Below are 21664 nucleotides of genomic sequence, written 5' to 3'. Positions count from 1 at the left end.
TCGTTGAACCTCAGAGCCATTAGGCTAGAGGCCAATGATGATGTTGTATTTAAACGATACAACATCATTAAATTAAGCTAAATTACTAGATTAATATCTTGAGTTGCATCATCAGTACTCATTACTTTGGCTTTAGTCTCGGGTGGGGCTAATAACTTTCTTATGTCGTTTTGTAACGTTTTATACTCTGGTCTTAGTTTTACTAAGATATCAAACTTGGCATGCAGATCTAAATAGTTTTGGCGTTCCTCTTGATTTAAGGGAAGTTGGCTATCCATTAGTTTTTTTGCTACAGGTGCTATCTGCTGTTCAAGTTTATAAATTTCTTCTAACTCCTTTTGTGAATAAGATGTTAATTTATTTACCCGTGGTGTGCTTGGTTCGCTTCGAGAGGGTTTTTTAGCTAAAAAACCAAAAATGCTAGTTCTTCTTTGCAGTGTTTCCTGGCTAGTGAGCGTGTTGTGCATGTTCATAATATTTTTGTAAATCCATTTGGCAATTATGGCAATATTATTATCATTAGCTTGAATAGGGACAGGCAACTTTTTGCTGCCATGCCATTTGTGGGCTCCTTTTTCATAATCAGATTCGTAACGCTCACATTGTCTAATTCCTTCTGTTCCCACGGCATTATAAACTATGGAGCTCAAAACCTTATTAAATCCATCAAGTAAGCAAACTTGTTTTTGTTGAAGCTTTAAAAATAATTCCACAGGATCTTTTATTTCGCTCTCTTCGTCTTTAGTTATTGGTTGAGACAGCGTATTGGTTCTTTTGTGGGTATCATTGAAAAAGCTATCTTTATCAATTTCACGCCCGAATATGGGTTTTTTCAGCCTAACTTCGGAATGTAGAAGGCTTTCGATTTCATTAATAAGTTGTTCTATATTGCTGTTTTTGATATCAGAAATAGCTGTTTCAGAGCGATTAAGTGGTAAAGGGCAATTGTCTCGAAGGCAGCCATTCCATAGTTCCAGAAGATCCTGGTAAGCTTGTTTTAAGATTTGCGTCGTTTCTAATTGTAGCTGATGGATTTCTTTTACTAATTGTTTTCTTGTTTCAGTAGGGGCATTTTTAATTCGAATAAGGTCTTTGATGGATCTTATTTCGGCTTGCTGCTTTTTTATTGCAGATTGGCTTAACGAATCTTGAGTTTTCGTAATTTTAGCTTGCTCTATTAATTCTTGCTCAAGCTGTTTTATATCTAGGGTTGAGATATCTCTATTTAAAACATCCCATATGCGGTCTTCTTCTTCTAAAAAAGGAAGAACTTGGCGCATTTTCATTATATAGGGAAGTAGTTTTTCAAGAAAATATAAGGCCTCCGGTATATAACGGGCTGATGAAGCTTGAAAACCTGCTCGTTTCGACGGATCTTTGGTTGTGAGCCATTCTTCTATAGTGTGGGAAGAACCTTTTAGAGTAATACGATCGGAAAATGCATCGCTAACGTAATTAATCTGTGCAATAGAGTTGAAACTAACTCGATATTTTTCGAGCAGGCTTGCATTTTGATCACTTAATGATTCTGTATTTTTCTTCGACGAACTCTCGGGCACAATACTTTTCTCTTTTGGTTAAAAAATAAGTTTATTGGTTCTATGTTACATAAAAAGCGCATAAAACAACAGTTGATATGTAACGAGAGTGTATAAATTGTTCGTTTAGGTTGTTTTCATTCCAAGTTATCAGCCGTATTATTCAAATTGTTTTGACCAGGAAATGGCAAAAAACAAGCAAAGGTATTAGATATTATCTATGTTGTTCTTTAATTGCCACTATTATAGAGTGGGCGCTATCTATTTTTAAATGGATTTTTACTTATTTAACAGAGACATACATATGGCACCTCAAAATACCCAACCTAAGCTAGGGCTTGGTAATTTGCAACAAGGCTTAACATTTCTTAGAAATATCCCTACAGAACAACTTTATCGTTTGTATGTTGATGGATGCAAATTGAAAGATGAACAAGGACCTCTGCAGTATGACCGGCGTTATGAAAATGACAACGGGAAAATTCATAATGAAAATGAAATATTGAAAGCATTGCAAGGTTTGCTTGCCTCTATCCAGCATGGTATCTGTCCAGGCCAGGAGCCCTTAAGAATTCCTAATGACTTGCTTAAAAAGATCCATTTTCGGACCATGCATAAAAATGATGGGTTTTATGATGTAACATACGCCGGTTGTATGGTTGGTTCAGCGGGTTTTAGCATAAGTAGAAATAATTTTTCCCACGATGGCTTAAAACAATTATTACAACGAAGTGCCGATCCAAAAGAAACTGCTTATCGTTCTAGTTTAGATTTGAACTCGGGAATACTTTGCTTTAGCAATAAAGAGGATTGTATTAATCAATCGTATACTGAACAAGAAATAGAGCTATTTTACACGACGGTTTATACTTACGGTGGTTTTTTTGAAACGTCGGGTGACTGGGAAATAGAGGAAAATGACTATGCTCAGATTATGGCAGAATATACCAAGAACTTTATTGAACGGTTTGAAACCGTTAAGAATAAAGGTGATATAGATGAAGTGAACTTTTTTTTAATGTGTCTGCTACGGGTACGGTATCTCAGGTGAGTATAACCCTATGTCTGAATGGTAAAGGGCCCTTATCGTGCCAAAACTATGAGGTTTCCGCTCTATCCTTAAGCATCCGTACTACAATACCTAATCGTGTATATCCCGCAGCGGGTATCAAGGTGAATACCCCGGGTTACTCCTTGACTGGATGTACACCAAATAAGAATGGATATTGTTTATTCTCTGTTAACAATACAGTGCCTACAAAAATAACGCTGACTAACTCCGTAAATCAAACAACATTGATATCAAATAAGACCTCCTTAGCGCTCTCAGTTAAGTGTCCGTTAGGAGCAATTGGTTGTGTCTATGTAAATGAGGCATTAACAGGTCAATCCAGAACACTAACAGTTACTAACAATGGATTAATTTCCGCCACAAATGTGTCGGTTACATCCTTTGGGCTTCCAGCAGGAACCGCCATTACCGCGTCAACATGTAGTGGCACATTAGGGCCTGCAAACTCGTGTAGCATAACGATTACACCCGGTAATACAGCAAGCTCTGCGTGCACCACGGGCACTGTTCCAGTTGATGCTATCCTCACGGTAAAGGGTAGTAATACGAACGAAAGCCAAATTAAAATAGCAGTACTTAGTTATGGCTGTATTTATCAAGGCGGGTATGTGTATGCAATTGATGATACAACTATAAGCTCAGGAAGTGTGGGGGGTAAGGTTACCGCACTTATCGACCAGGTCTCGCCAAATACCGGCATCCTCTGGAGTTCAGATAGTTCCGGTAATTATGATAATGGAGTAAGCATTTGGGGAATTGATGATGCCTCAACGGCTGATGCTCCAAGTCCTAATGAAAGCTCCAGCCCACCTGCGACCTTATATCCTGGGCAATCCAATTGCAATGGCATTACAGATGGCTCTTGCAATACCAATAATATTTATACTTATTACAGTAATTTTGCCATTTCTATTCCTCCGTTATCAAGTTATGCCGCGGGTCGTTGTAAACAAGAAATTAATGGGTATTCAGATTGGTATTTACCTTCTATTTGCGATATGGGACCTGATTCTGGCGCCCTGATTTGCCCATCTCCGGCGCTACAAAACATGGTTGATAATTTACCCATACTCATTGATAACTGTGCCGGCTCGAAGTGCTTAGTCGGAGATCATTGGAGTTCTACAGAGCAATCAGGCAACCCGAGTGATAATGCTTGGTCCGAATGTTTTGCCGCTGGAGGCAATAGTGAGCAATGCATTGATCTTAAGAGCGAGCTTTTAGGCGTTCGATGTTCGCGAACATTGACTTTATAGAGCCCCTAAGGGTATTTAAAAATGTAGAAGAAGCGGGGTTGTTATGCAGTTGAGTAACCAACTCTGTTTCTGCCAATATGTTTACATACCAATCATGTAAATTTAAAATGTGCTTAATTTCGTTTTAGATAATTACTTATGTATTCAAAACTTCAAGTGGTACCCCCAGATATTTTTTTTAAATCCAAGAATAGTGAAGTGAACCAAAAAATACCTTCACGAGATCCGGGGGTACTTAGCAAAATGCGCGGGTTACTCAATAGTCAGCGGATTAAATTATTATTTGACTATTATGATGTGGAGGTTTTGTTACAAGAGGGGTGTTTACGGGTTACCAATTTAAATTCAAGGGGGATCATGCGGACCTGTGCTATGGTTCATTTTACTTCATCAATCCCTGCTTGGTTTCAAGGCACGCATGATAAAATTTATCATGGTGGTTCTATTGGCCAAACCATTAAAGATGATAAGTTTTTTTTAACCAAAAAAGATTCTTTTTTAGGTGTTACAGAATTACCTGAATTTGTTAAGCTCAAGATGAATACAGAAGAAAACTCTGCTGCGGTCCACATCTATCAACTTGCTGTGAGCCATCCCGAAACCTCCGAATCGATCATGTATTGCACTATTACAGAAGTTCATAGTCCTCAGTATTTAACTCTTGGCGATTTACTCTATTTAACTCCAGTTACGCTATCTCTGCCTTATGTAATTACAAAAGAGGTCCAGCAATGTTTAGACGAGTTCAATGGGTTAGATGAATTACTGAAACAAAGAGTTAATATTCTTAAATAAAAGAGATAGAAGCTAATTTCAAATTTTAGATTATATCCATGGCGCTGACTTTGATTTGGCTTTGCAGAAATCAAACGTGGCGCTTATTTTTATCTTCCAATAACATAGCTAAAAATAAGCATATCCATTACCATGATTCGACAAAAAACCCTTGGCAACGCTGGATAAAAAATAGGTTTTTTGAATATTGATAATTATTTTGAAAAGTTATTTGCTTTTATTAGTGACTGCGAAATTAATGGGTTTATGAACGCCAAGCAAGTGGCTATCCCCAAGTCAATCGCGATCCCTCTTTGTTACTTAATCATGTAGTTTTGTAGCCTTGATGTAGCGTTAGCACAATCAAGGCTTTTCTGCCCAATCATGCATAATAAAAACAAGAGCTTATTGCTGCCCAGTATGTGATCACCTTGAAAATAACGAGATGACAACAGCTATTTTTTTCTCCGGATTTTACATCAATGGAAGTATTTTGATCCTATGTGATCATTTAGTTCTATACTTAGATTACATGTTTTATTAGGCCCACTCTTATGTATAGGTTAGAAACTAAAAATCATAACATTCTTGCTGATTAGTAAGACTATTTTAGTGAGTAAGAGAGATCTATGGTCAAGAAACACATAGAACATTGCATCAGTCCACCAGGTCAACATGACTCCTCGGCATGCGGAGTAGGTCTAATTGTTCATTTTTCAAAAGATGGTTCATTGATAAATAGTCATGACTTAGTCAAAGAAGGTCTAGATGTATTAACCAGTTTTAGCTACCGCTCAGGCTATAACTTAGCAACGCAAGAGAGTGATGGTTCTGGTATACGCCTCTATGGGTTGTCGTCTCTTTTTTTTAATAAACTACTGAAAAATGGAGATTTTTCAGTAGGAGAAGCACGCGATTTATTAGTAAATCTAAAAGATAAATATTATGCCATGGGGCAGTTTTTTCTCCCTCAGGATCCACAGCAATTCACCAAGGCAACAAAGCTTATTGATATTTGTGCTAAAAATCACGGCCTTAAAATCATTGGTTGGCGTAATTTAGATAAATCAATGAATTTAAGCGTATTATCTGAGCGTGCGCGAACTAAAAAGCCAGCTATCTGGCAAATTATTCTAATAGCCAATACCCCGATACCTTCGGAGTTACACGAATTTACTCTTATTAAATTGAACCAAGCGATTTACTATCACGCGCGTGAACAACAAGTTCCGCTCAATATTGTCAGCTTAAGTAGCGAAAAAATTGTCTATAAAGGAATGATACCTTCCCCCCTATTGGGAGAGGTCTACCTCGATTTGCGTGATCCGGATTTTACGGCTCATGCCTGTGATGTGCATGCGCGGTTTGCTACGAATACTAGTCCACAATGGTCTAATGCGCAGCCTTGCCCTAATTTTACCTCTCATAATGGTGAATTAAATTCTGCATTTAGTAATGCCAAACAAATGACTTATGAGTTAAATGCGCAACAATTCAAGGGCATTTATCCCAATGAGACGCTGTCTGACTCGATGCAATTAGATGCTGATTTGGCCAATCAAATTGTGATGAAACAAATCCCTTTAGATGAGGCAGTAGTTCGACTTTTGGCGCCGGATCAAGGTGGGTTTTCTGATGAAATTAGCGCCATGCTAAAATATTGGGCTTTGGAACGAACCTCATACAATGGTCCTGCCTTTATCGTTGCTGGTTTTTGCGGAAACTTTATTGCAAAACTAGATAGCATGGGGCTTCGACCATCGCGCTGGGCTTTAGTTGAAGACCGACAAGGCCGCCATCGCCTGTATGCAGCTTCAGATGATTTCATTAACGTTGAAGAAGGTGTTTTGCTCAGAAAAGGACATCTTGAGCCGGGTGGGATGTTATTATTAACCGCTGAAGGGCAACTGTTACAAACCCAGGAAATCCTGGAGTATATTGCCGCACGTTATCACCAAAATCGCCCAGATTATTTTCAGCAGCAAGTGCAAAAAATAGTATTCCCTCTTTCTCCAAGGGAGCATGTTGTTGCAATAGAACATTACTTAAAAACTCCGACTGGCTCAGATTTAGAGCGTATTTTGTATGCAGCTGGCTGGGATTATGAAACCGAAGATCAAGTGGTGCGGGTTATGGCGGAAACTGGTTGCGAGCGCACTGCCGCCATGGGGGATGATACCAATATCTTATACACCCATGCCTTACCCCCTCACATCTCCTATTTTTTCCATCAATTATTTGCTCAAGTGTCCGCACCACCCTTAGATTCCATTAAAGAGCGTTCGCGCTTTTCTCTAAGCACCTTCATTGGTGGCTGGGGCGATGCTACAGTGCCTTCGCAATTCATTGAACTTTCTTCTCCTATTTTAAACGTGGATGAATTGACTCATATTGAGCATCACCCTCAGGTTAATTCACAAGTTATTGATACCAGCTTTGCTGTGTACTTTGGACAAACCTCGTTCACCCTGGAACAGGCGAATGAGCTTTTAAGGACCGCCATCCAAACTTTATTACAGCATGTAGAAGAAGTAATTTATGAGCGCAAAATAACAAATTTAATCTTAAGTGATCGTCACGCAGGCCCACAACGAGCCGTTATTCCCGATTTGATTGCAGTTGCAGTAATAAGGAAGTTTCTCGAGAGAAAGCATTTGGATTTTAACGTATCAATTACTATTGATTCCTACCAAATCACCGGTCCTCATCAAGTTTCTACTTTATTAGCTCTTGGTGCAAAGGCAGTCTATCCCCGTGGCGCTTATGCCAAAATACAAGCCCTTTTTCCTGATAACCCTTATGTCTATTGTGCTAATTATGGTGAGGCACTGCAAAAATGTTTGCTCAAAACGATGGGGAAAATGGGGATTACGGATGTGAATAATTACATCAATGGCTCATTGATTGCTGCATTAGGGTTGGATTTGAGCCCCATGACTGATGAAGGTGACTCCTTAAGCTTATCTGCTATTTTTACAAAAATTTATTCGCCGTTAAAGGGCGTGAGTCTCGGGCAGGTTGCTCAAGGGGTTTTAATCAGGCATCAGCAAGCCAATAATCCCGATCAGGATTTTATTCTTCTACCGCGCTCAGGCTATTATATGCCAGAAAAAAATGGCGTAAAACATGGGTTTGGTCCGCAAATAGTTAATGCTTTTACCGCATGGATGAACGAAGAAAATCTAGCTGCTAGCATGTATCAAATGCATCTAAGCCTGCATCAAAAAGGATATCCTGATTTCATTGCCGATGTGTCTTCCTTTTCTGTAACGGCAGGTTTTCTCGACCCTCGCTTTAAAGACAAAGAGGGATTTTATCCTATAGATTATTTGGAGCAATTTAAGCCCTCCGCAGCATTTAAAAAATTTACCCAAGCAGTACAGAGCTATCAATATGAAAATCCTACGTCATTACGTGATTATTTTAAAATTGAAGCTGGAGGAGGAAGCGATAAAATGCAAGACCATGAGCTGCCAATCCAAAGCCAGCAAGAAATTCGTAGCTTATTGTACGCAGGCAGCATGAGCCAGGGAGCATTAACAGTCACCGATCCGACAAACCCGGGTAAACTCGGAGCTCATGAAACCCTAACCCGTGGCATGAATGCTGTGGGAGCAAAATCAGCTTCAGGGGAAGGTGGTGAAGCCCCCCATGATCTGCGCTGTTCATTAACCTCGACTCGTAGTAAACAGTTTGCTTCAGGACGTTTTGGTGTGAGTGCCGCGCAAATTCTCAGTGCTGAAGAAATAGAAATTAAAATTGCCCAGGGGGCTAAACCTGGTGAAGGGGGCGAATTACCAGGAACTAAAGTTTCTATACGATTTGCAGCACAGCGAGGTGGGCTTCCACACCTTAGTTTTATTAGTCCACCACCACACCATGACATTTACTCCATCGAAGATTTAGAGCAACTCATTTATGACTTGAAATCAGTAAAGAATGACCTCAAAGTGGCTGTTAAGTTAGTGGCTTCACAAGGAATTGGTGCGATTGCCATCGGTGTTGCTAAAGCGGGAGCAGATATTATTAATATTGCCGGAAACTCTGGTGGCACTGGAGCGGCACAACAGTCCAGCATCAAACATGCTGGATTTCCTGCAGAATTGGGGCTGGCCGAAGTGAATAAGGCTCTACGCCAAACCTACCAACGAGAGTTAGTGCAACTACGCGTTAGCGGTGGTTTTAAAACGGCAGATGATGTACTAATTGCTGCGGTTTTAGGCGCCGATCTATTTGAATTTGGTTCCATGGCGATGCTTACGCTAGGTTGTAAAATGCAGCGTACTTGTAATCTCAGTTGTCAGCCCGGAGTGGCAACTGATGGGCATTTATTTAAAGGGGATCAAATAAATACCGAGCGTTATTTTGTAAACCTTGCGGCATCTATTCAACAGCGTTTAGTGGAGTTGGGCTTTCATTCACTGCGTGAACTTCGAGATAGAACCGACTTGTTACAACTTATTTCTCCTGAGTCCCTCGGTTCTTATGATTTTTCGGCACTGCTTTCACGTGAGGAGCTTCCCCCAGTTTTAACAAGGCATGAGTCAATTAATGAGTTAATACAGCAAAAATTGCTTCGCCCTCAAGAGGATGAATTAATAAACCGCATAACGCATCAGTTGAGTCAGTCCAACGATGGATTTGTTTCCGAACCCATAGCGCTTACTACCCATAATCGTAGTTTCGGAGCACGAATTATGGGAGTGCTTACCCCCTATTTACAAGAAAATCCCCTGAAAAAAGTAAGCATAACTACCACAGGGAATGCGGGGCAAAGTTATGGTTTTCTCAATGCGATTCACTTAAAGCATATTGGTTCTGTCCAGGATGGCTGTGGCAAAAGTATGACGGGGGGCGAATTAATTCTTTGCAGTCCTACGCAAATAAATGCGCAGGAAGCGAGCCTAAATAGCATTGCCGGTAATGCCATGCTTTATGGCGCCAGTGGTGGAAAAATTTACGTTAATGGTCAAGCAGGGCATCGTTTTGCTATTTTACTTAAAGGTGCGGAAGTAGTGGTCGAAGGGGTTGGTGACTTTGCTTTTGAGTACATGACTTCAGGTACGGGAATGATTTTAGGACGCGTAGGCCAAGGTTTGGGAACGGGGGCTTCAGGGGGCGTTATTTTTGCCTATGATCCGGATAATCGCGTGCAAGCTTCCACCTCTGTGCGCATTATTTCACCCAAAGAGCGCCGTGCTTATAAAAAGGTTATTTTAACGCTGCTTCGCGAACATTGGGAAAAGACTGATTCAGTTATTGCAAAACAAATAATTGAACAGTTTAAATTGGCGCATTTTAAGGTATTGATCCCCATCGAAATGGATAAAATTCAAAGTTGGCGACAGGTATTAGATGTAATTCAGACCTACTATTTAAGAGATACCACCTTAACCCAAGGCATGCAGGTTTGGCTCATTGAAAAAATACTCAGCCTTCCTCAGGCAACAACGACAGAGTTTAATGAACTACAAAGCCTGTTGCAGCAAGATATTCATACCGTGTTTACCCCCGAAGCCGAAGAATTTTTACGCCAGCTTTCTCCGCTAAAACCAGAAGTTGAATACCATATCCCCATCTCCGCATTAAAAAAACCAGTACTTAAACAATTAAATCCAGTCGAAATACGTTTAAGCGATATCCGTGGAACCTTGGATTATCAGCTTTTAAAACCGTTAAAAGATATACTGATCTATGTTGGTGAACTAACGCAACATGCACAGGGATGCTCAGGTTGTCGTGCGCAGTCCTGTTCTGGGAATGAAAAAATAGAGAGCGGATGCCCTAGTGGAAAAGGCATTAATACCATTAACGCGCTATTAAAAAGAATTGCTCCTGTTAATGAGCAGGGAACCTTGAGTACGGCACAATGGAGTTATTTACGCCAGGCCTTTGCAGTACAAATAGAAGAATCTCCCTTTATTTCTTATACGGGGGCCGCCTGTCCTGCCCCATGTCAAAACGCCTGTACGGAAACTATTCCCAATCCTGGAGCTGCAAACAACCAACGAGGCGGTAAGTTGACGGGAGATGCGGTACACATCAAAGACATCGAATACGCACTTTATCAGCTGGGTCGTGCTTTAGGATGGTTTGATGGTAAAAAAATATGGACTAAAGAAGAAATAGCTTTAGTGTTTGGAGGCGGAATTTCAGATGGCTGTGCTGCAAAATATGAGTATGACAAGTTAATGGCGACGTATAGTCCGCCATTTTGTGTTCCCAAGCATGTTAGAAAAAAGGAGCGGGAGCTGATTATTATTGGCTCTGGCCCTGCCGCCATGCAAATGGCTTATAAAGCCCTATTGGATGGGGTTCAGGTACGCATGTATGAAAAATCTGATAAAGCCGGCGGCTTGCTGGTCGATGGTATTCCTGCGCATAAATTTGATAAAGTTTACCTGGCGGAGGATTTCCAATACCTATGTAACATGGGGCTGAAGCTGTATTTAAACAGCGACGTTTTTTATGAGTATACGACAGGTGAGTTTCGCATTAAGGGTAGCGAGCAAATTATTGCCAGTAGCCATAATGAGCATCAGTTTGTTGCCGCATGCATTGGTGCAGGACAGCCTAGACAATTAAGTTCGGCTATTATTGCAGATCTTCCACAAATACAACATAGCAAATTAGTGCAGGCAGTTGATTTTCTCAAGGAGGCTAATCATATTGCTTCGCTCTTAATCGACCCGATGATGAGTCCGGATGCTAAAGACACATTAATTAAAAAACATTTAGGTCCCATGGACCCACGCAATAAAAAAATTGTGGTGGTTGGGGGTGGGGATACCGCGCAAGATGTGATTCGTTGGTTGGCTCGCTATTTCAATCAAGCACAAAATACATTCGGGGAATTAAATATCTTAGTACGCGGCCCTCAACCACCTAAACATTTTATACCCAATAGCTATCCTATGCCTTCCGCCGCCCTTAGCGATGAGAATCTACTGAAAAAAATAGAAGTGGAATTTGTCCATGGTACGGAATTATTCTTGGTTGAACCCGTAAAAATTAACATGAATTCGCGCAATGGCAAGTTAGTTCTGCAAATTAAAGAGTCTAAATTCAAATACGCGGAGCAAATACAAAATGATAGCCATTTGGTATCGCTTTTTGACACGTTACCACGTGAGCTTAAACCGATAGACCCAGAAAGTAGCCAATTAAAAACGATCCAAGATATTGACCTTATTATCTGTGCTTTAGGTTTTGAAGGAGGAGATAAGTCCTCTTTAATTGCAGCGGTTGAACAACATCATTTAAAGAATGTGTATAAAGCAGGTGATGCTGCGGGCACAAACCTCATTGTTGCTGCTCAGAATAATGCGAATAAAGTTTATAGTCTTATTCGAGCCGCCATGGGTTTGGAGCATGCTAGAACGCAAAGAACAGGGGAAAATTCTTTGCGTATTGATTAGAACGGGATTTCTTACAAACATTCCTCTGGCCTTAAGCTAAGCACTTCATACCCATCATCTGTTACTAAAATGGTATGTTCCCATTGTGCCGACAATTTATGATCCTTAGTGACTACTGTCCAACCATCCCCCAAGGTTTTAATTTCTTTTCGACCCAGATTAAGCATGGGTTCAATTGTGAACGTCATTCCTGCTTGTAACTCAAGCCCAGTATTAGCTTTGCCATAATGCAAGACCTCTGGCTCCTCCCACATAGATCTACCAATCCCATGCCCACCATATTCCCGTACCACTGAATACCCGTTTTGTTCAGCATGTTTTTGAATGATGTTGCCGATATCGCCAAGCTGAGTTCCCGGACGTACAATGGCAATGGCTTTATACAAGCATTCTTGGCTAACTTTTACCAGTCGTTTAGCAAAGGGTTTGACCGCGCCCACCAGAAACATTTTACTGGTATCACCGATGTATCCATCTTTTTGCACGGTAACGTCAATGTTAATAATATCGCCTTCTTTAAGCAGCTTATCAGATGGGATGCCATGACAAACCACATGATTGATGGAGGTGCAAATGCAGGCGGGAAATCCATAATGATTTAAGGTAGAGGGATTTGCTTGCAAGTCCTCAAGAATATAGTGCCTGCATAATTGCTCAAGCGTATTCGTGCTTACACCGGCAACAACATACGGCTCTATCATATGCAGTACGGAAGCCGCTAATTTACCGGCAACGCGCATTTTATCTATTGCTTCAGCAGTCTTCACTAACATCGTTTATTTCACCTAGGGATGCTTGAGTTATTAACATTTTGAGAATTTCAGGATAGGTAATCGATGGATTTTCTTCTGCCAGTTTTCCTATTCTGATCCAATATTCTGCTTGCGAATTAATGGAACGGCTCATTGCTCGTGCCATGAGCTTAGTTGCTTCATGTAATTCGGTGGAAATTTTTACAATGCCCATATTATTCTCCAAAAAAACGAATAATATAGTAATTTGATACAAAATGCTATGTTTTGTATTTTTAATTAAAGTACCCCGCGTAGGCGAGTTGTTGACAGCTACTGCCTTGCATTTAGCAGCTGGCGCAGGAAATATAAGCGGTGTATTGTATTGTATTTATTAAATGCTAATGCTTCGCTTAGTGTACGTAACAAAAAGAACTACCTACCAGAACATTATGCCAAAAAGAGTGGTAACAACATTTTGATTTGTTTGTTTGAATGTTTAAGATATAGAAAAGATACGGAGACCGAGCATAGAGATAAAAAGGCTGAGGCGGCACGTGCTTTAGAGAGTGTGCTCTTGGGTAGGGCTAGTTATGAGGCCATTGAACCTTATATGAACTTGTTTTCTTCCAAGGTAAGTCCATCCTTGGCGCGTTTTTACAAAGCCTTTTTGCCCATTATCGCTCCTTATACAGAAGCAAACGATGAGCCACAAGTGATGGCTATTGCGAGCAGTAGTAATTTTAAACTTTAAGTAAAATTTCGTAGCCGTATTACACTGAGCTAATACGGGCTACGTCAGGTTTTTAGGGAATGAATAAGGATATTATTAATTTGAAAATTTAAAAGGGAGTTTACTATGCTAAAAAGTGTTATTGATACAGCAAAGATAAAACAACCAGTTGCGTTCACCGGCGTTTTTGCGCACAGCTATTATTGGCTAACATCGTCTTCCGGGGATAAATACTATGAAAACCCTTCCTATCAAAAAAAAGCGCAAAATCCAGAGTTAGAAACAGCAATTTACTTTATTCATGGCACCGCGGATCATTCTTCTGCCTTTGAACGAGTGGCCGAACGTCTGTTGCAAGTCGGACTTCCAGAAGAAATTTCTTCTTTAAATTTAATTGCATTTGAGCAACGCTATCATGGACGAAGTATTGAGTCTTTTGCTGAAGAATTAAGAGACAAAATAAAAACTAACCAACATCAGCGAGTCATTCTCATGGCTCATTCGCGAGGAGGATTGGTTGCCTCTTATTTTGCTGAGTTTTTAGCAGCAGCTGTCGGTATTGACGTTCCCTGGGTTATTACCGTGGGTACTCCCTTCAATGGATCTTATCTTGCGATGAAACCATTGTCGTGGTTTTCTGATTCCGTAAGAGAAATGGAAATTAACAGTGAGTTTCTTTCGCAGCTTAAAGAGCAAATAATAAAAAACTCATCCAGCCGCTATCATTTTTTTATTGCCACAGAAGATGCCATTGTGCCAGGATCCTCCGGGTATATTGAAGAATATGTCGCTAACCATGAAGACTCATTAAGTGTTTTAGACAGACATGGCCATCTATCGGTGATGTCATCTCATCGTTTGGTATCCCAAACGGCCGATTTGTTGCATAACTATTTTCATAACCTCAAATATGGCGCTGAGGCAATCGTGAATAAAACTGGAGAATTTATTTTAATCGACGATTATTTTCCTGACGCAGCTCCTTAGAGTAATGACTAAGCAAGGTGAATTCGAGCAAGTAACGTGAATCGTGTGGGTAGATATAATACCTAAAGCAGAAAGTCTTTTACATGAATGCTTGGGTAACAAATACAAGGCGGATGTGGCTAAATTGTCAAAAGCAGGATCTGCTCCTCCCGTTGCAGGGGAGGATAATAAGTTTGGGATGCCGCATTAAAATATTAAGTTTATTTGCTAGTGAAATCATACAAGGATATATTATTACAACCGATTTATAGCAAGGAATGAATGAATGAAAAAAATAATGGTGATGGCTTTTTTACTGATCTTGAGTGCGTGTTTAACTGGTTGCTGGAGCGTGCAAAAAGGGCAGAAATCAGGAATTATTGTTAAAGTAGCGAAGGAAGGTAAGTTTTGGGGTACCTATGAAGGAGAAATGGTTTTAGGTGGACTTGAAAATGCTAGTGGTGTGAGTGGACGTGCATTTTATTTTACCCTAGGCCAATTTAAATCGGAATTAGTAGAGAAAGCTGATTATGCAATGGAAAATAACAAGCATGTTATTGTTACTTACCACTGCGATGCTTATACATTACCCTGGAGTGGTGAAACAAAATGTTTTGTAAAAAATATAGATTTTGTTCCAGAAAAAGCCCCAGCTAAACAGCCAAAGTAAACGTTGATACATGCCAATAAAAGCATAAGTGTAGCCTGGTTGCTCGCATCCAGGTTACCCTAAATTGATTACCAAGCGGTTATCCCACCATCAAAACGATAAAGTTTCTCTGCATGACTATGCGCGATATGCAGCTCAACTTGCTTTAGCATCCCCGCAACACTGGTATGGGCATCCATTAAGGCATTTTCCCCACCTAAATCTGTTTTCACCCAGCCTGGATGAATGAGCATGACATGAACGCCTTTATCCTTCACATCTAGAGCAAAGCTACGCATAGCACAATTAACTGCAGCTTTACTGGTTCGATAGGCATAAGAACGCCCACTGTCATTATCGGAAATACTACCCATTTGTGAGCTAATTACTAAAATATTTTTTTCCTGACTGGCTTGGATATTTGGTAATAAAGCATCACTTAGCTTAACTACGCTTACGCAATTAACATTAAGCACCTCAAGAAAATTAGCTCGGTCCACATTACCAACCGTTACCCCTTGTTCGCCAGTAATCCCGGCATTATTGACTAATAAATCAATTGGGCGATGATTTAAGCTTTGTTGCAAGGCGGCAATGTCATCATCACGAGTAATTTCTAATTGAATCACTTCATTGGCTAATCCACCGAGCTCTTGGGCATCTGCGGGATTACGACAACAACCAATAATAGAATATCCCTTCTTCTTTAATTGGCGGACAAACTCCAAACCAATACCTCTATTAGCTCCAGTAATCAAAGCAGTTTTCATAAGCACCTCCATGGAATTTTGATACTATTTCTGGAAGTATAGTTTGTTTTTCGGTGTGAGTTTGGGGAAGAGACGTAGCCTGGATGAAGCATCGCGTAATCCGGGATTGAGGCGCTCGAATCAAAAGCCGCTCCCGGATTACCATTAGATTTTTATATTGATATGATTAGCGTAGCGCTTAGTGTCGTTTACTAGTCATAGACTCGACGTCTTTCTTGAAAGCCTCACGTTCTTTTTCTATTTCATCATAAAGTCGTCCTTGCTCTTTTGCATGCTTAATACGCAATTCATCTAAGTCTTTTTGGGTTTGCTGGTACATTCTGTAACGATTATCCATGGCTGTAGGGGTTGACTTAAATTTTTGGGTTTGCTGGTTCAGTTCATCCAGAATCCAGGTTTTTGCCTTAGAACCATCTTTTGCCATGTTGTGTGGGAAAATAAATTCATCTTCTTCTCCCAATGGAGAAGTTACATTATCACCTGCCTCTTTGAGGCGAAGAAGTAAATCAACATCGTCCTTTTGGATTGCATATTTTAGCGTAGCGTTCCGCAGCATGGGAATAATTGTATCTAAGCTCTTTATTTTTTCTTGTAAAGATAGAGCAGCCGCAGTACCTGGGTTTTTGGCTTCATATTGCTTAAGGCTCTTTCGGAATTCTGCTTGGGCAATGACTGCAGCCGAATAGGCTAACTCAGTATTTGAAAATAAAAACTTGGGGTCTTCTAGTACCTTTGTAATTAATTCAATTTTTGCATAGCCAACAAATACAGCCCGGTTACTCCCATATTTTTGCATAAAATTAAAGTTAAAATCGGGGTGGGTAATAAGAGATTGTATAAATTCGTTTGGACGTTTTCCAAGAATCGCACATTGTAATAAAGATACCGGTAATTTTTTATTCACGGCATTCACCAATGATGGATTTTTTTCAATCAGGCTAATAACTTTGTCATGTTGCTTTGCATCATATGCGTCCCACATATCATCAATTGCTGGCATTTTTATCTCCGTAACTGTTATAAAGTTATCCATAGTAGCAAAATTTACGCTTTTTTAACACTTAAAATATTAGTGTTTAAACATAATGTTTTAAATTCGGCGTCCAGGACTTGGCCCTTGAGGTTCGTCTAACTCCATCTCTGAAGATATGCGTTGACTCAAATCTTTCATGGTCTCTAGAATAGCCTGTAATTCTTCGTGTTCTCCACTTAACTCATGGCATGTTTCGCAGATGGACTCAATCAACTCTGGAGATATTTGAGAGTTATTTTGTAAATCACTAGCTTGTTTTTGTAGTTCTTCAATTAGAATATTATCCTCTCCTACAAGGTCCAATATTCCTTGAAACTCAGTAATTGATTGTTTGAATTGCATCACTACTTCATTTTCTTCATGATGTCCTGATTCGTGATTATGTTCAGAGCGTTGCGCTATATATACGGATTTAAATTGTTCAAATGCTTTTCCATTCGTTGTATTCTCATGGGATGAATGCACGGATGAGGTCGAATGCACTGAGTTGTTTTGGTTTTTAGGTATTGATTGCTCAGGCTTTGGTGAGGCGATAATTGTTTGCTTATGAAGCTTAGCGATTTCCTCCTTAAATAGTTCATAAGATGTTGTGTTTGCTGCTACAGGTGCAATTATTCGGTCTATTTTTGCTAGTGTTTTCTTACATTCATTTAATAACTGTTGTTGCTCTTCAATTGATTCAGAAGATATTAAGGCTGTTTGGTATTTTTTTAATTGACTAATTTCGCTTTGAAGTGCTTTAGATTGCTCGGAGTTAAAATTGCTTTCTAAGGAGAGCTGTATAAGATCATTTGAAATTTTTTCAATTTGTTCTGCAACCGCGGTATTTGTTGTATTCAGCTTATCGATAATTTGTTTTTCCAATTTTGTTTCTTGAGCTTTAAATTCACGCTCGTTTTTGGTGATTATTTTTTCTTTGTTTTCAATTTTCTTTTGATGGTCGTTGAAGCATGAAAAAATTTTTTCATGGTGGCGGTTATCATGTGCCCAACTTTTTAAGTTTCGTGAGTGTTCTTCATGTACTTCTTTCTGAGCCTCCATCTTCCGTTGAGCCAGTCGCCAATCGTGTTTACCATGGGCATCCATGGTGGGCATTCTATCAATCTGTTCTTTACGTCTGCGATGGTTTTCATGTATTTGTTCTAAACGTGTAAGTTGGTCAGGAGAAATATCCTTAGTCTCACGTGCAATTTTCAGCATTTCATCCATTTGTTCTTCACGAAGAGTAGTCAGTTCATCGTAGAGAACGTTTTGGCGGGCATAATGGGCTTCGCGTAAATGCTGTAATTCTTGTTGAAGCTGGCGTAGCATATCTAAATCCTGCATCAGCTGCTTGTGTTTTGCATCCTGATCATGTGTTTTCTGATTTATTTGTTCTTGGTTTTTTGATAAACGATGACGCTCTTCTTCTGCGTATAAAAATTGAGTTTGCTGTTGTTTTGCTTCACGTTCTCGTTCCATTTCCAGAAGCATTCTGAATCTATGGGAGAAACGTTCATCATCATTATTATAAAGGCGGTTAATTTCCTGGAATTCACGCATTATGGTAAGAAATGCCACGAGATTAAATTGCCTAAGAATAACCAGCTCATTATTAATTTGAGCGCCTTGCTCCATAGTATCTGAATAATTCATGGCCCCTTTGCTAAGGCGAGCATTCCGAGACATGGACGATAATAGGGAGTCACGTACCTCAGCGGAGTTCTCTAATGGCTTATTGACTGCGTTGGTTGGTTTATCTTCTTTCATCACACGGTTGTCCATAATAAGCATAAACAGTATTTATTTAGTGATTATAGACCAAAAAATAAGCACATGATTTTTTTTAGAATAAAGGCTTATGTGGCTGTTGATTAGAGTGGTTGGGATACTTCTTAGTAGATTGGGGACACATTAAAAAATCGTTTAAATAAAACAGTTTTATGCGTGCATAGTTCGTGAGTTTTATTATTTTTTTCAATACAATAACCCCAGTGGAATGCCTTAAATTTTATGGAGAGATGCTCATGCAGGTGAAAGCAGCGGTAGCGTATGCAGCAGGAAAACCATTGGCAATTGAAATGGTGGAATTAGAAGGACCTAGACTTGGTGAAGTCTTGGTAGAAATTAAAGCAACAGGGGTTTGCCATACTGATGCGTTTACTCTTTCGGGTGATGATCCTGAAGGAATCTTTCCTGCCATTTTAGGCCACGAAGGTGCGGGCGTGGTTGTGGAAGTGGGGTCTGGAGTCACGTCGTTAAAACCAGGTGATCATGTTATCCCCTTGTATACGCCGGAATGTCGCCAATGCGAATACTGCCTGTCACAAAAAACCAATCTTTGCCAAGCCATTCGTTCTACCCAAGGAAAGGGGCTGATGCCTGATGGCAGTAGTCGTTTTCGTTTAAATGGTAAGCCTGTATTTCATTATATGGGAACTTCGACCTTTGCTAACTATACCGTATTGCCTGAAATTGCGCTGGCCAAAATTCGCCAAGATGCCCCCTTTGAAAAGGTATGCTACATCGGCTGTGGTGTTACTACCGGTATTGGTGCCGTAATTTACACCGCAAAAGTTACCCCGGGATCTAAAGTGGTGGTATTTGGCTTAGGAGGTATTGGACTCAATGTGATTCAAGGCGCACGTATGGTTGGTGCGGAGCAGATTATTGGGGTCGATATTAATCCTGCACGCCAAGCTCTAGCGCAAAAAATGGGAATGACTGATTTTGTTAACCCTAAAGAAATTGGGGGCGATTTAGTGGCGCATTTGGTGGAGTTAACCAAAGGGGGCGCGGATTATAGCTTTGAGTGTGTGGGGAATGTTACTTTGATGCGCCAGGCATTGGAGTGCTGCCATAAGGGCTGGGGGGTATCGACGATTATTGGGGTCGCTGGAGCTGGACAGGAAATTTCTACCCGACCGTTTCAATTGGTAACGGGAAGAATTTGGAAGGGATCGGCTTTTGGTGGGGCCCGTGGACGTACTGACGTGCCGAAGATTGTTGATTGGTACATGGATGGTAAAATTAATATTGATGATTTAATTACCCATGTGATGCCCATCGACCAAATTAATGACGCTTTTGACTTAATGCATAAGGGGGAGTCAATCCGGTCTGTCGTTACTTTTTAGGCAGGTGTGCACGCTAACTTAAGGCATCTAGCTTTGCGAATTAGAACAATTTCTCGACCTTCCGTGGTCTTACTGCGGGTGCGGGAGCCATAGGAGCTAAACAATGGAGCTTATTGAAGAACATTCCTGTTTTGGTGGAGTACAGCGTGTTTATTCTCATCTATCGGTGGCGACACAGTGTAGTATGCGTTTTGGTCTTTTTTTACCGCCCCAAGCGCAGCAGCAGAATGTTCCTGTTCTCTATTGGCTTTCAGGATTAACCTGTACGGAGCAAAACTTTATTACTAAGGCAGGGGCGCAACGAGTCGCTGCGGAATTAGGTTTAGCCTTGGTTATTCCTGATACCAGCCCGCGCGGGGTCGTTTTGCCTGGGGATAATGACAGTTATGATTTTGGGCTTGGTGCGGGATTTTATGTCGATGCAACTCAAATGCCATGGGCAAAGCATTATCGTATGGCCACCTATATTCAAGAAGAATTGCCTGCTCTTTTAGAATCAAAAGCGCCTTTGGATACACAAGCCTGCGGTATTTTTGGGCATTCGATGGGCGGACATGGGGCACTAACCTTAGCATTGAAAAATCCGCAACAATATCGCTCCGTTTCTGCTTTTGCCCCAATTTGTGCGCCCAGCCAGTGTGCTTGGGGGCAGAAGGCATTAACCGGCTATTTGGGAACTGATAAACTGCAGTGGCATGAATATGATGCCTGTGAGCTGATTCGTTCTCGTGGTTGGCAGCATCAAGATATTTTAGTGGACCAGGGAAGCGCGGATAACTTTTTGCATGAACAGTTAAAACCAGAGCTACTACAAGCAGCTTGTGCACAAGCAGGGGTTAAGCTGCAGTTGCGTTTACAGCAGGGATATGATCACAGTTATTATTTCATTGCCAGTTTTATTGATGATCATTTGCGTTTTCATGCGAGTCGCTTACATAAATAGTGAACCTGGTTGCAGGCAACCAGGTTACGCTTAGAGTTTTTGATAAAGTCCTATTAATTCCGCTGTATCAAGCACATGGCCAGTTATCATTTGCAAAACCGTATCGCGCGTGGCGCCTTCTCCTAAGTCGAGTATTTTATCAATGGCATACAATTTAAGGACATACTGATGAGCCCCTAGTGGTGGGCAAGGGCCACGGTAACCTTTCCCCCCCCAGCTGTTTACCCCATTTGCAGCTCCTTCTGGAGTTGGGGCCCCAGCCCCTAACTCAGTTACATTCGGTGGAATGTTAAAAATAAGCCAATGCGTCCATGTACCATTAGGGGCATCTGGATCTTCCATGACCAGCACAAATGATTGGGTTTTTGCCGGAACATGGTGCCAAGTTAATGGGGGAGATTGATCGATTCCGCTGCAAGTGAATTCTGCAGGAATCATTGAATTTAATTTAAACGCAGAGCTTTCAAGTGTGAATTTATTATCTGCAAAACTTTTGTAGTTAAACACCCAAATTAACAAGAACAAAATCAGAGAATATTTTTTCATTTGCGCCTACTCCATTTAACTGCATGAATTTAAGTAAAAAATATGAAAAAAAAAACTCATACACCTCAACTCAACTCCTTCATTGTAGCACTGAAATTATATTTCGTAGGAATGCATAA

General features: G+C 40.5%; 16 protein-coding genes. 9 read left to right on the top strand and 7 right to left on the bottom strand.

The genetic code is table 11. The annotated features are described in order from the left end of the window. Positions 1-77: 77 nt before the first annotated feature. Positions 78-1559 carry a hypothetical protein gene (locus tag J2N86_RS13620; protein WP_252580014.1) on the bottom strand — a complete coding sequence of 494 codons (1482 nt, stop codon included), beginning with the start codon at positions 1557-1559 and terminating at the stop codon, positions 78-80. A gap of 283 nt (positions 1560-1842) precedes the next feature. Between J2N86_RS13620 and J2N86_RS13615 the strand changes: the two genes are divergently transcribed. The 4 genes from J2N86_RS13615 to J2N86_RS13600 all read left to right on the top strand — a co-directional run bounded on the left by J2N86_RS13615 (position 1843) and on the right by J2N86_RS13600 (position 12058). Continuing rightward, positions 1843-2589 carry a hypothetical protein gene (locus J2N86_RS13615; protein WP_252580013.1) on the top strand — a complete coding sequence of 249 codons (747 nt, stop codon included), beginning with the start codon at positions 1843-1845 and terminating at the stop codon, positions 2587-2589. Next, positions 2586-3866 (top strand): DUF11 domain-containing protein, encoded by a 1281-nt coding sequence (locus tag J2N86_RS13610; RefSeq protein ID WP_252580012.1) that lies wholly within the window; start codon positions 2586-2588, stop codon positions 3864-3866. Before J2N86_RS13615 ends, J2N86_RS13610 begins: the two co-directional genes overlap by 4 nt. A 198-nt stretch (positions 3867-4064) precedes the next feature. Beyond that, positions 4065-4661, top strand: a complete 597-nt coding sequence (locus tag J2N86_RS13605; protein WP_252580011.1) for a hypothetical protein — start codon at positions 4065-4067, stop codon at positions 4659-4661. A 608-nt stretch (positions 4662-5269) separates the two neighbouring features. Then, on the top strand, positions 5270-12058 hold the full coding sequence (locus J2N86_RS13600) for a glutamate synthase-related protein (RefSeq protein WP_252580010.1): 6789 nt from the start codon (positions 5270-5272) through the stop codon (positions 12056-12058). 11 nt (positions 12059-12069) lie between these two features. Here J2N86_RS13600 and map read toward each other — a convergent pair whose 3' ends face one another. Together map and J2N86_RS13590 are read right to left on the bottom strand one after the other, a co-directional pair. Next, positions 12070-12831 carry a type I methionyl aminopeptidase gene (gene map / locus J2N86_RS13595; RefSeq protein WP_252580009.1) on the bottom strand — a complete coding sequence of 254 codons (762 nt, stop codon included), beginning with the start codon at positions 12829-12831 and terminating at the stop codon, positions 12070-12072. Continuing rightward, entirely contained in the window at positions 12812-13024 is a 213-nt protein-coding gene (locus J2N86_RS13590) for a ParD-like family protein (RefSeq protein ID WP_252580008.1), read from the bottom strand. The genes map and J2N86_RS13590 overlap by 20 nt, the downstream gene beginning before the upstream one ends. A 150-nt stretch (positions 13025-13174) precedes the next feature. Between J2N86_RS13590 and J2N86_RS13585 the strand changes: the two genes are divergently transcribed. The 3 genes from J2N86_RS13585 to J2N86_RS13575 all read left to right on the top strand — a co-directional run bounded on the left by J2N86_RS13585 (position 13175) and on the right by J2N86_RS13575 (position 15158). Beyond that, positions 13175-13543: a hypothetical protein gene (locus J2N86_RS13585; RefSeq protein WP_252580006.1), complete on the top strand. Its 369-nt coding sequence runs from the start codon at positions 13175-13177 to the stop codon at positions 13541-13543. 105 nt (positions 13544-13648) lie between these two features. Further along, entirely contained in the window at positions 13649-14509 is an 861-nt protein-coding gene (locus J2N86_RS13580) for an alpha/beta hydrolase (protein WP_252580005.1), read from the top strand. A gap of 265 nt (positions 14510-14774) precedes the next feature. Continuing rightward, on the top strand, positions 14775-15158 hold the full coding sequence (locus tag J2N86_RS13575; protein ID WP_252580004.1) for a hypothetical protein: 384 nt from the start codon (positions 14775-14777) through the stop codon (positions 15156-15158). A gap of 68 nt (positions 15159-15226) precedes the next feature. Here the strand turns inward: J2N86_RS13575 and J2N86_RS13570 are convergent, their stop codons facing one another. The 3 genes from J2N86_RS13570 to J2N86_RS13560 all read right to left on the bottom strand — a co-directional run bounded on the left by J2N86_RS13570 (position 15227) and on the right by J2N86_RS13560 (position 18692). Beyond that, positions 15227-15907, bottom strand: a complete 681-nt coding sequence (locus tag J2N86_RS13570) for an SDR family oxidoreductase (RefSeq protein WP_252580003.1) — start codon at positions 15905-15907, stop codon at positions 15227-15229. Positions 15908-16085: 178 nt separating this feature from the next. Beyond that, positions 16086-16907, bottom strand: a complete 822-nt coding sequence (locus J2N86_RS13565) for a hypothetical protein (protein ID WP_252580002.1) — start codon at positions 16905-16907, stop codon at positions 16086-16088. Positions 16908-16997: 90 nt separating this feature from the next. Next, the gene (locus tag J2N86_RS13560; protein WP_252580001.1) at positions 16998-18692 is read right to left on the bottom strand and encodes a hypothetical protein; all 1695 of its coding nucleotides are present in this window, start codon (positions 18690-18692) and stop codon (positions 16998-17000) included. Between the two features lie 254 nt (positions 18693-18946). Here J2N86_RS13560 and J2N86_RS13555 point away from each other — a divergent pair, with 254 nt between their 5' ends. After that, positions 18947-20056, top strand: a complete 1110-nt coding sequence (locus J2N86_RS13555; protein ID WP_252580000.1) for an S-(hydroxymethyl)glutathione dehydrogenase/class III alcohol dehydrogenase — start codon at positions 18947-18949, stop codon at positions 20054-20056. A 103-nt stretch (positions 20057-20159) separates the two neighbouring features. Then, positions 20160-20999: an S-formylglutathione hydrolase gene (gene fghA, locus J2N86_RS13550; protein ID WP_252579999.1), complete on the top strand. Its 840-nt coding sequence runs from the start codon at positions 20160-20162 to the stop codon at positions 20997-20999. 30 nt (positions 21000-21029) lie between these two features. Here fghA and J2N86_RS13545 read toward each other — a convergent pair whose 3' ends face one another. Further along, positions 21030-21545 (bottom strand): YbhB/YbcL family Raf kinase inhibitor-like protein, encoded by a 516-nt coding sequence (locus J2N86_RS13545; protein WP_252579998.1) that lies wholly within the window; start codon positions 21543-21545, stop codon positions 21030-21032. Positions 21546-21664: the final 119 nt, after the last annotated feature.

The sequence above is a fragment of the Legionella lytica genome, from assembly GCF_023921225.1.
Classification (GTDB): Bacteria; Pseudomonadota; Gammaproteobacteria; order Legionellales; family Legionellaceae; genus Legionella; species Legionella lytica.
The sequence above is the reverse complement of the archived record's forward strand: the minus strand, read 5'-3'. Positions and strand labels throughout refer to the sequence as shown.

Excerpts from the sequence above, each read along its gene's own strand:
- J2N86_RS13600 (WP_252580010.1), top strand. The coding sequence starts at position 5,270 with ATGGTCAAGAAACACATAGAACATTGCATCAGTCCACCAGGTCAACAT.
- J2N86_RS13565 (WP_252580002.1), bottom strand. The coding sequence starts at position 16,907 with ATGCCAGCAATTGATGATATGTGGGACGCATATGATGCAAAGCAACAT.
- J2N86_RS13545 (WP_252579998.1), bottom strand. The coding sequence starts at position 21,545 with ATGAAAAAATATTCTCTGATTTTGTTCTTGTTAATTTGGGTGTTTAAC.
- J2N86_RS13575 (WP_252580004.1), top strand. The coding sequence starts at position 14,775 with ATGAAAAAAATAATGGTGATGGCTTTTTTACTGATCTTGAGTGCGTGT.
- map (WP_252580009.1), bottom strand. The coding sequence starts at position 12,831 with ATGTTAGTGAAGACTGCTGAAGCAATAGATAAAATGCGCGTTGCCGGT.
- J2N86_RS13555 (WP_252580000.1), top strand. The coding sequence starts at position 18,947 with ATGCAGGTGAAAGCAGCGGTAGCGTATGCAGCAGGAAAACCATTGGCA.
- J2N86_RS13580 (WP_252580005.1), top strand. The coding sequence starts at position 13,649 with ATGCTAAAAAGTGTTATTGATACAGCAAAGATAAAACAACCAGTTGCG.
- J2N86_RS13570 (WP_252580003.1), bottom strand. The coding sequence starts at position 15,907 with ATGAAAACTGCTTTGATTACTGGAGCTAATAGAGGTATTGGTTTGGAG.
- J2N86_RS13590 (WP_252580008.1), bottom strand. The coding sequence starts at position 13,024 with ATGGGCATTGTAAAAATTTCCACCGAATTACATGAAGCAACTAAGCTC.
- fghA (WP_252579999.1), top strand. The coding sequence starts at position 20,160 with ATGGAGCTTATTGAAGAACATTCCTGTTTTGGTGGAGTACAGCGTGTT.
- J2N86_RS13615 (WP_252580013.1), top strand. The coding sequence starts at position 1,843 with ATGGCACCTCAAAATACCCAACCTAAGCTAGGGCTTGGTAATTTGCAA.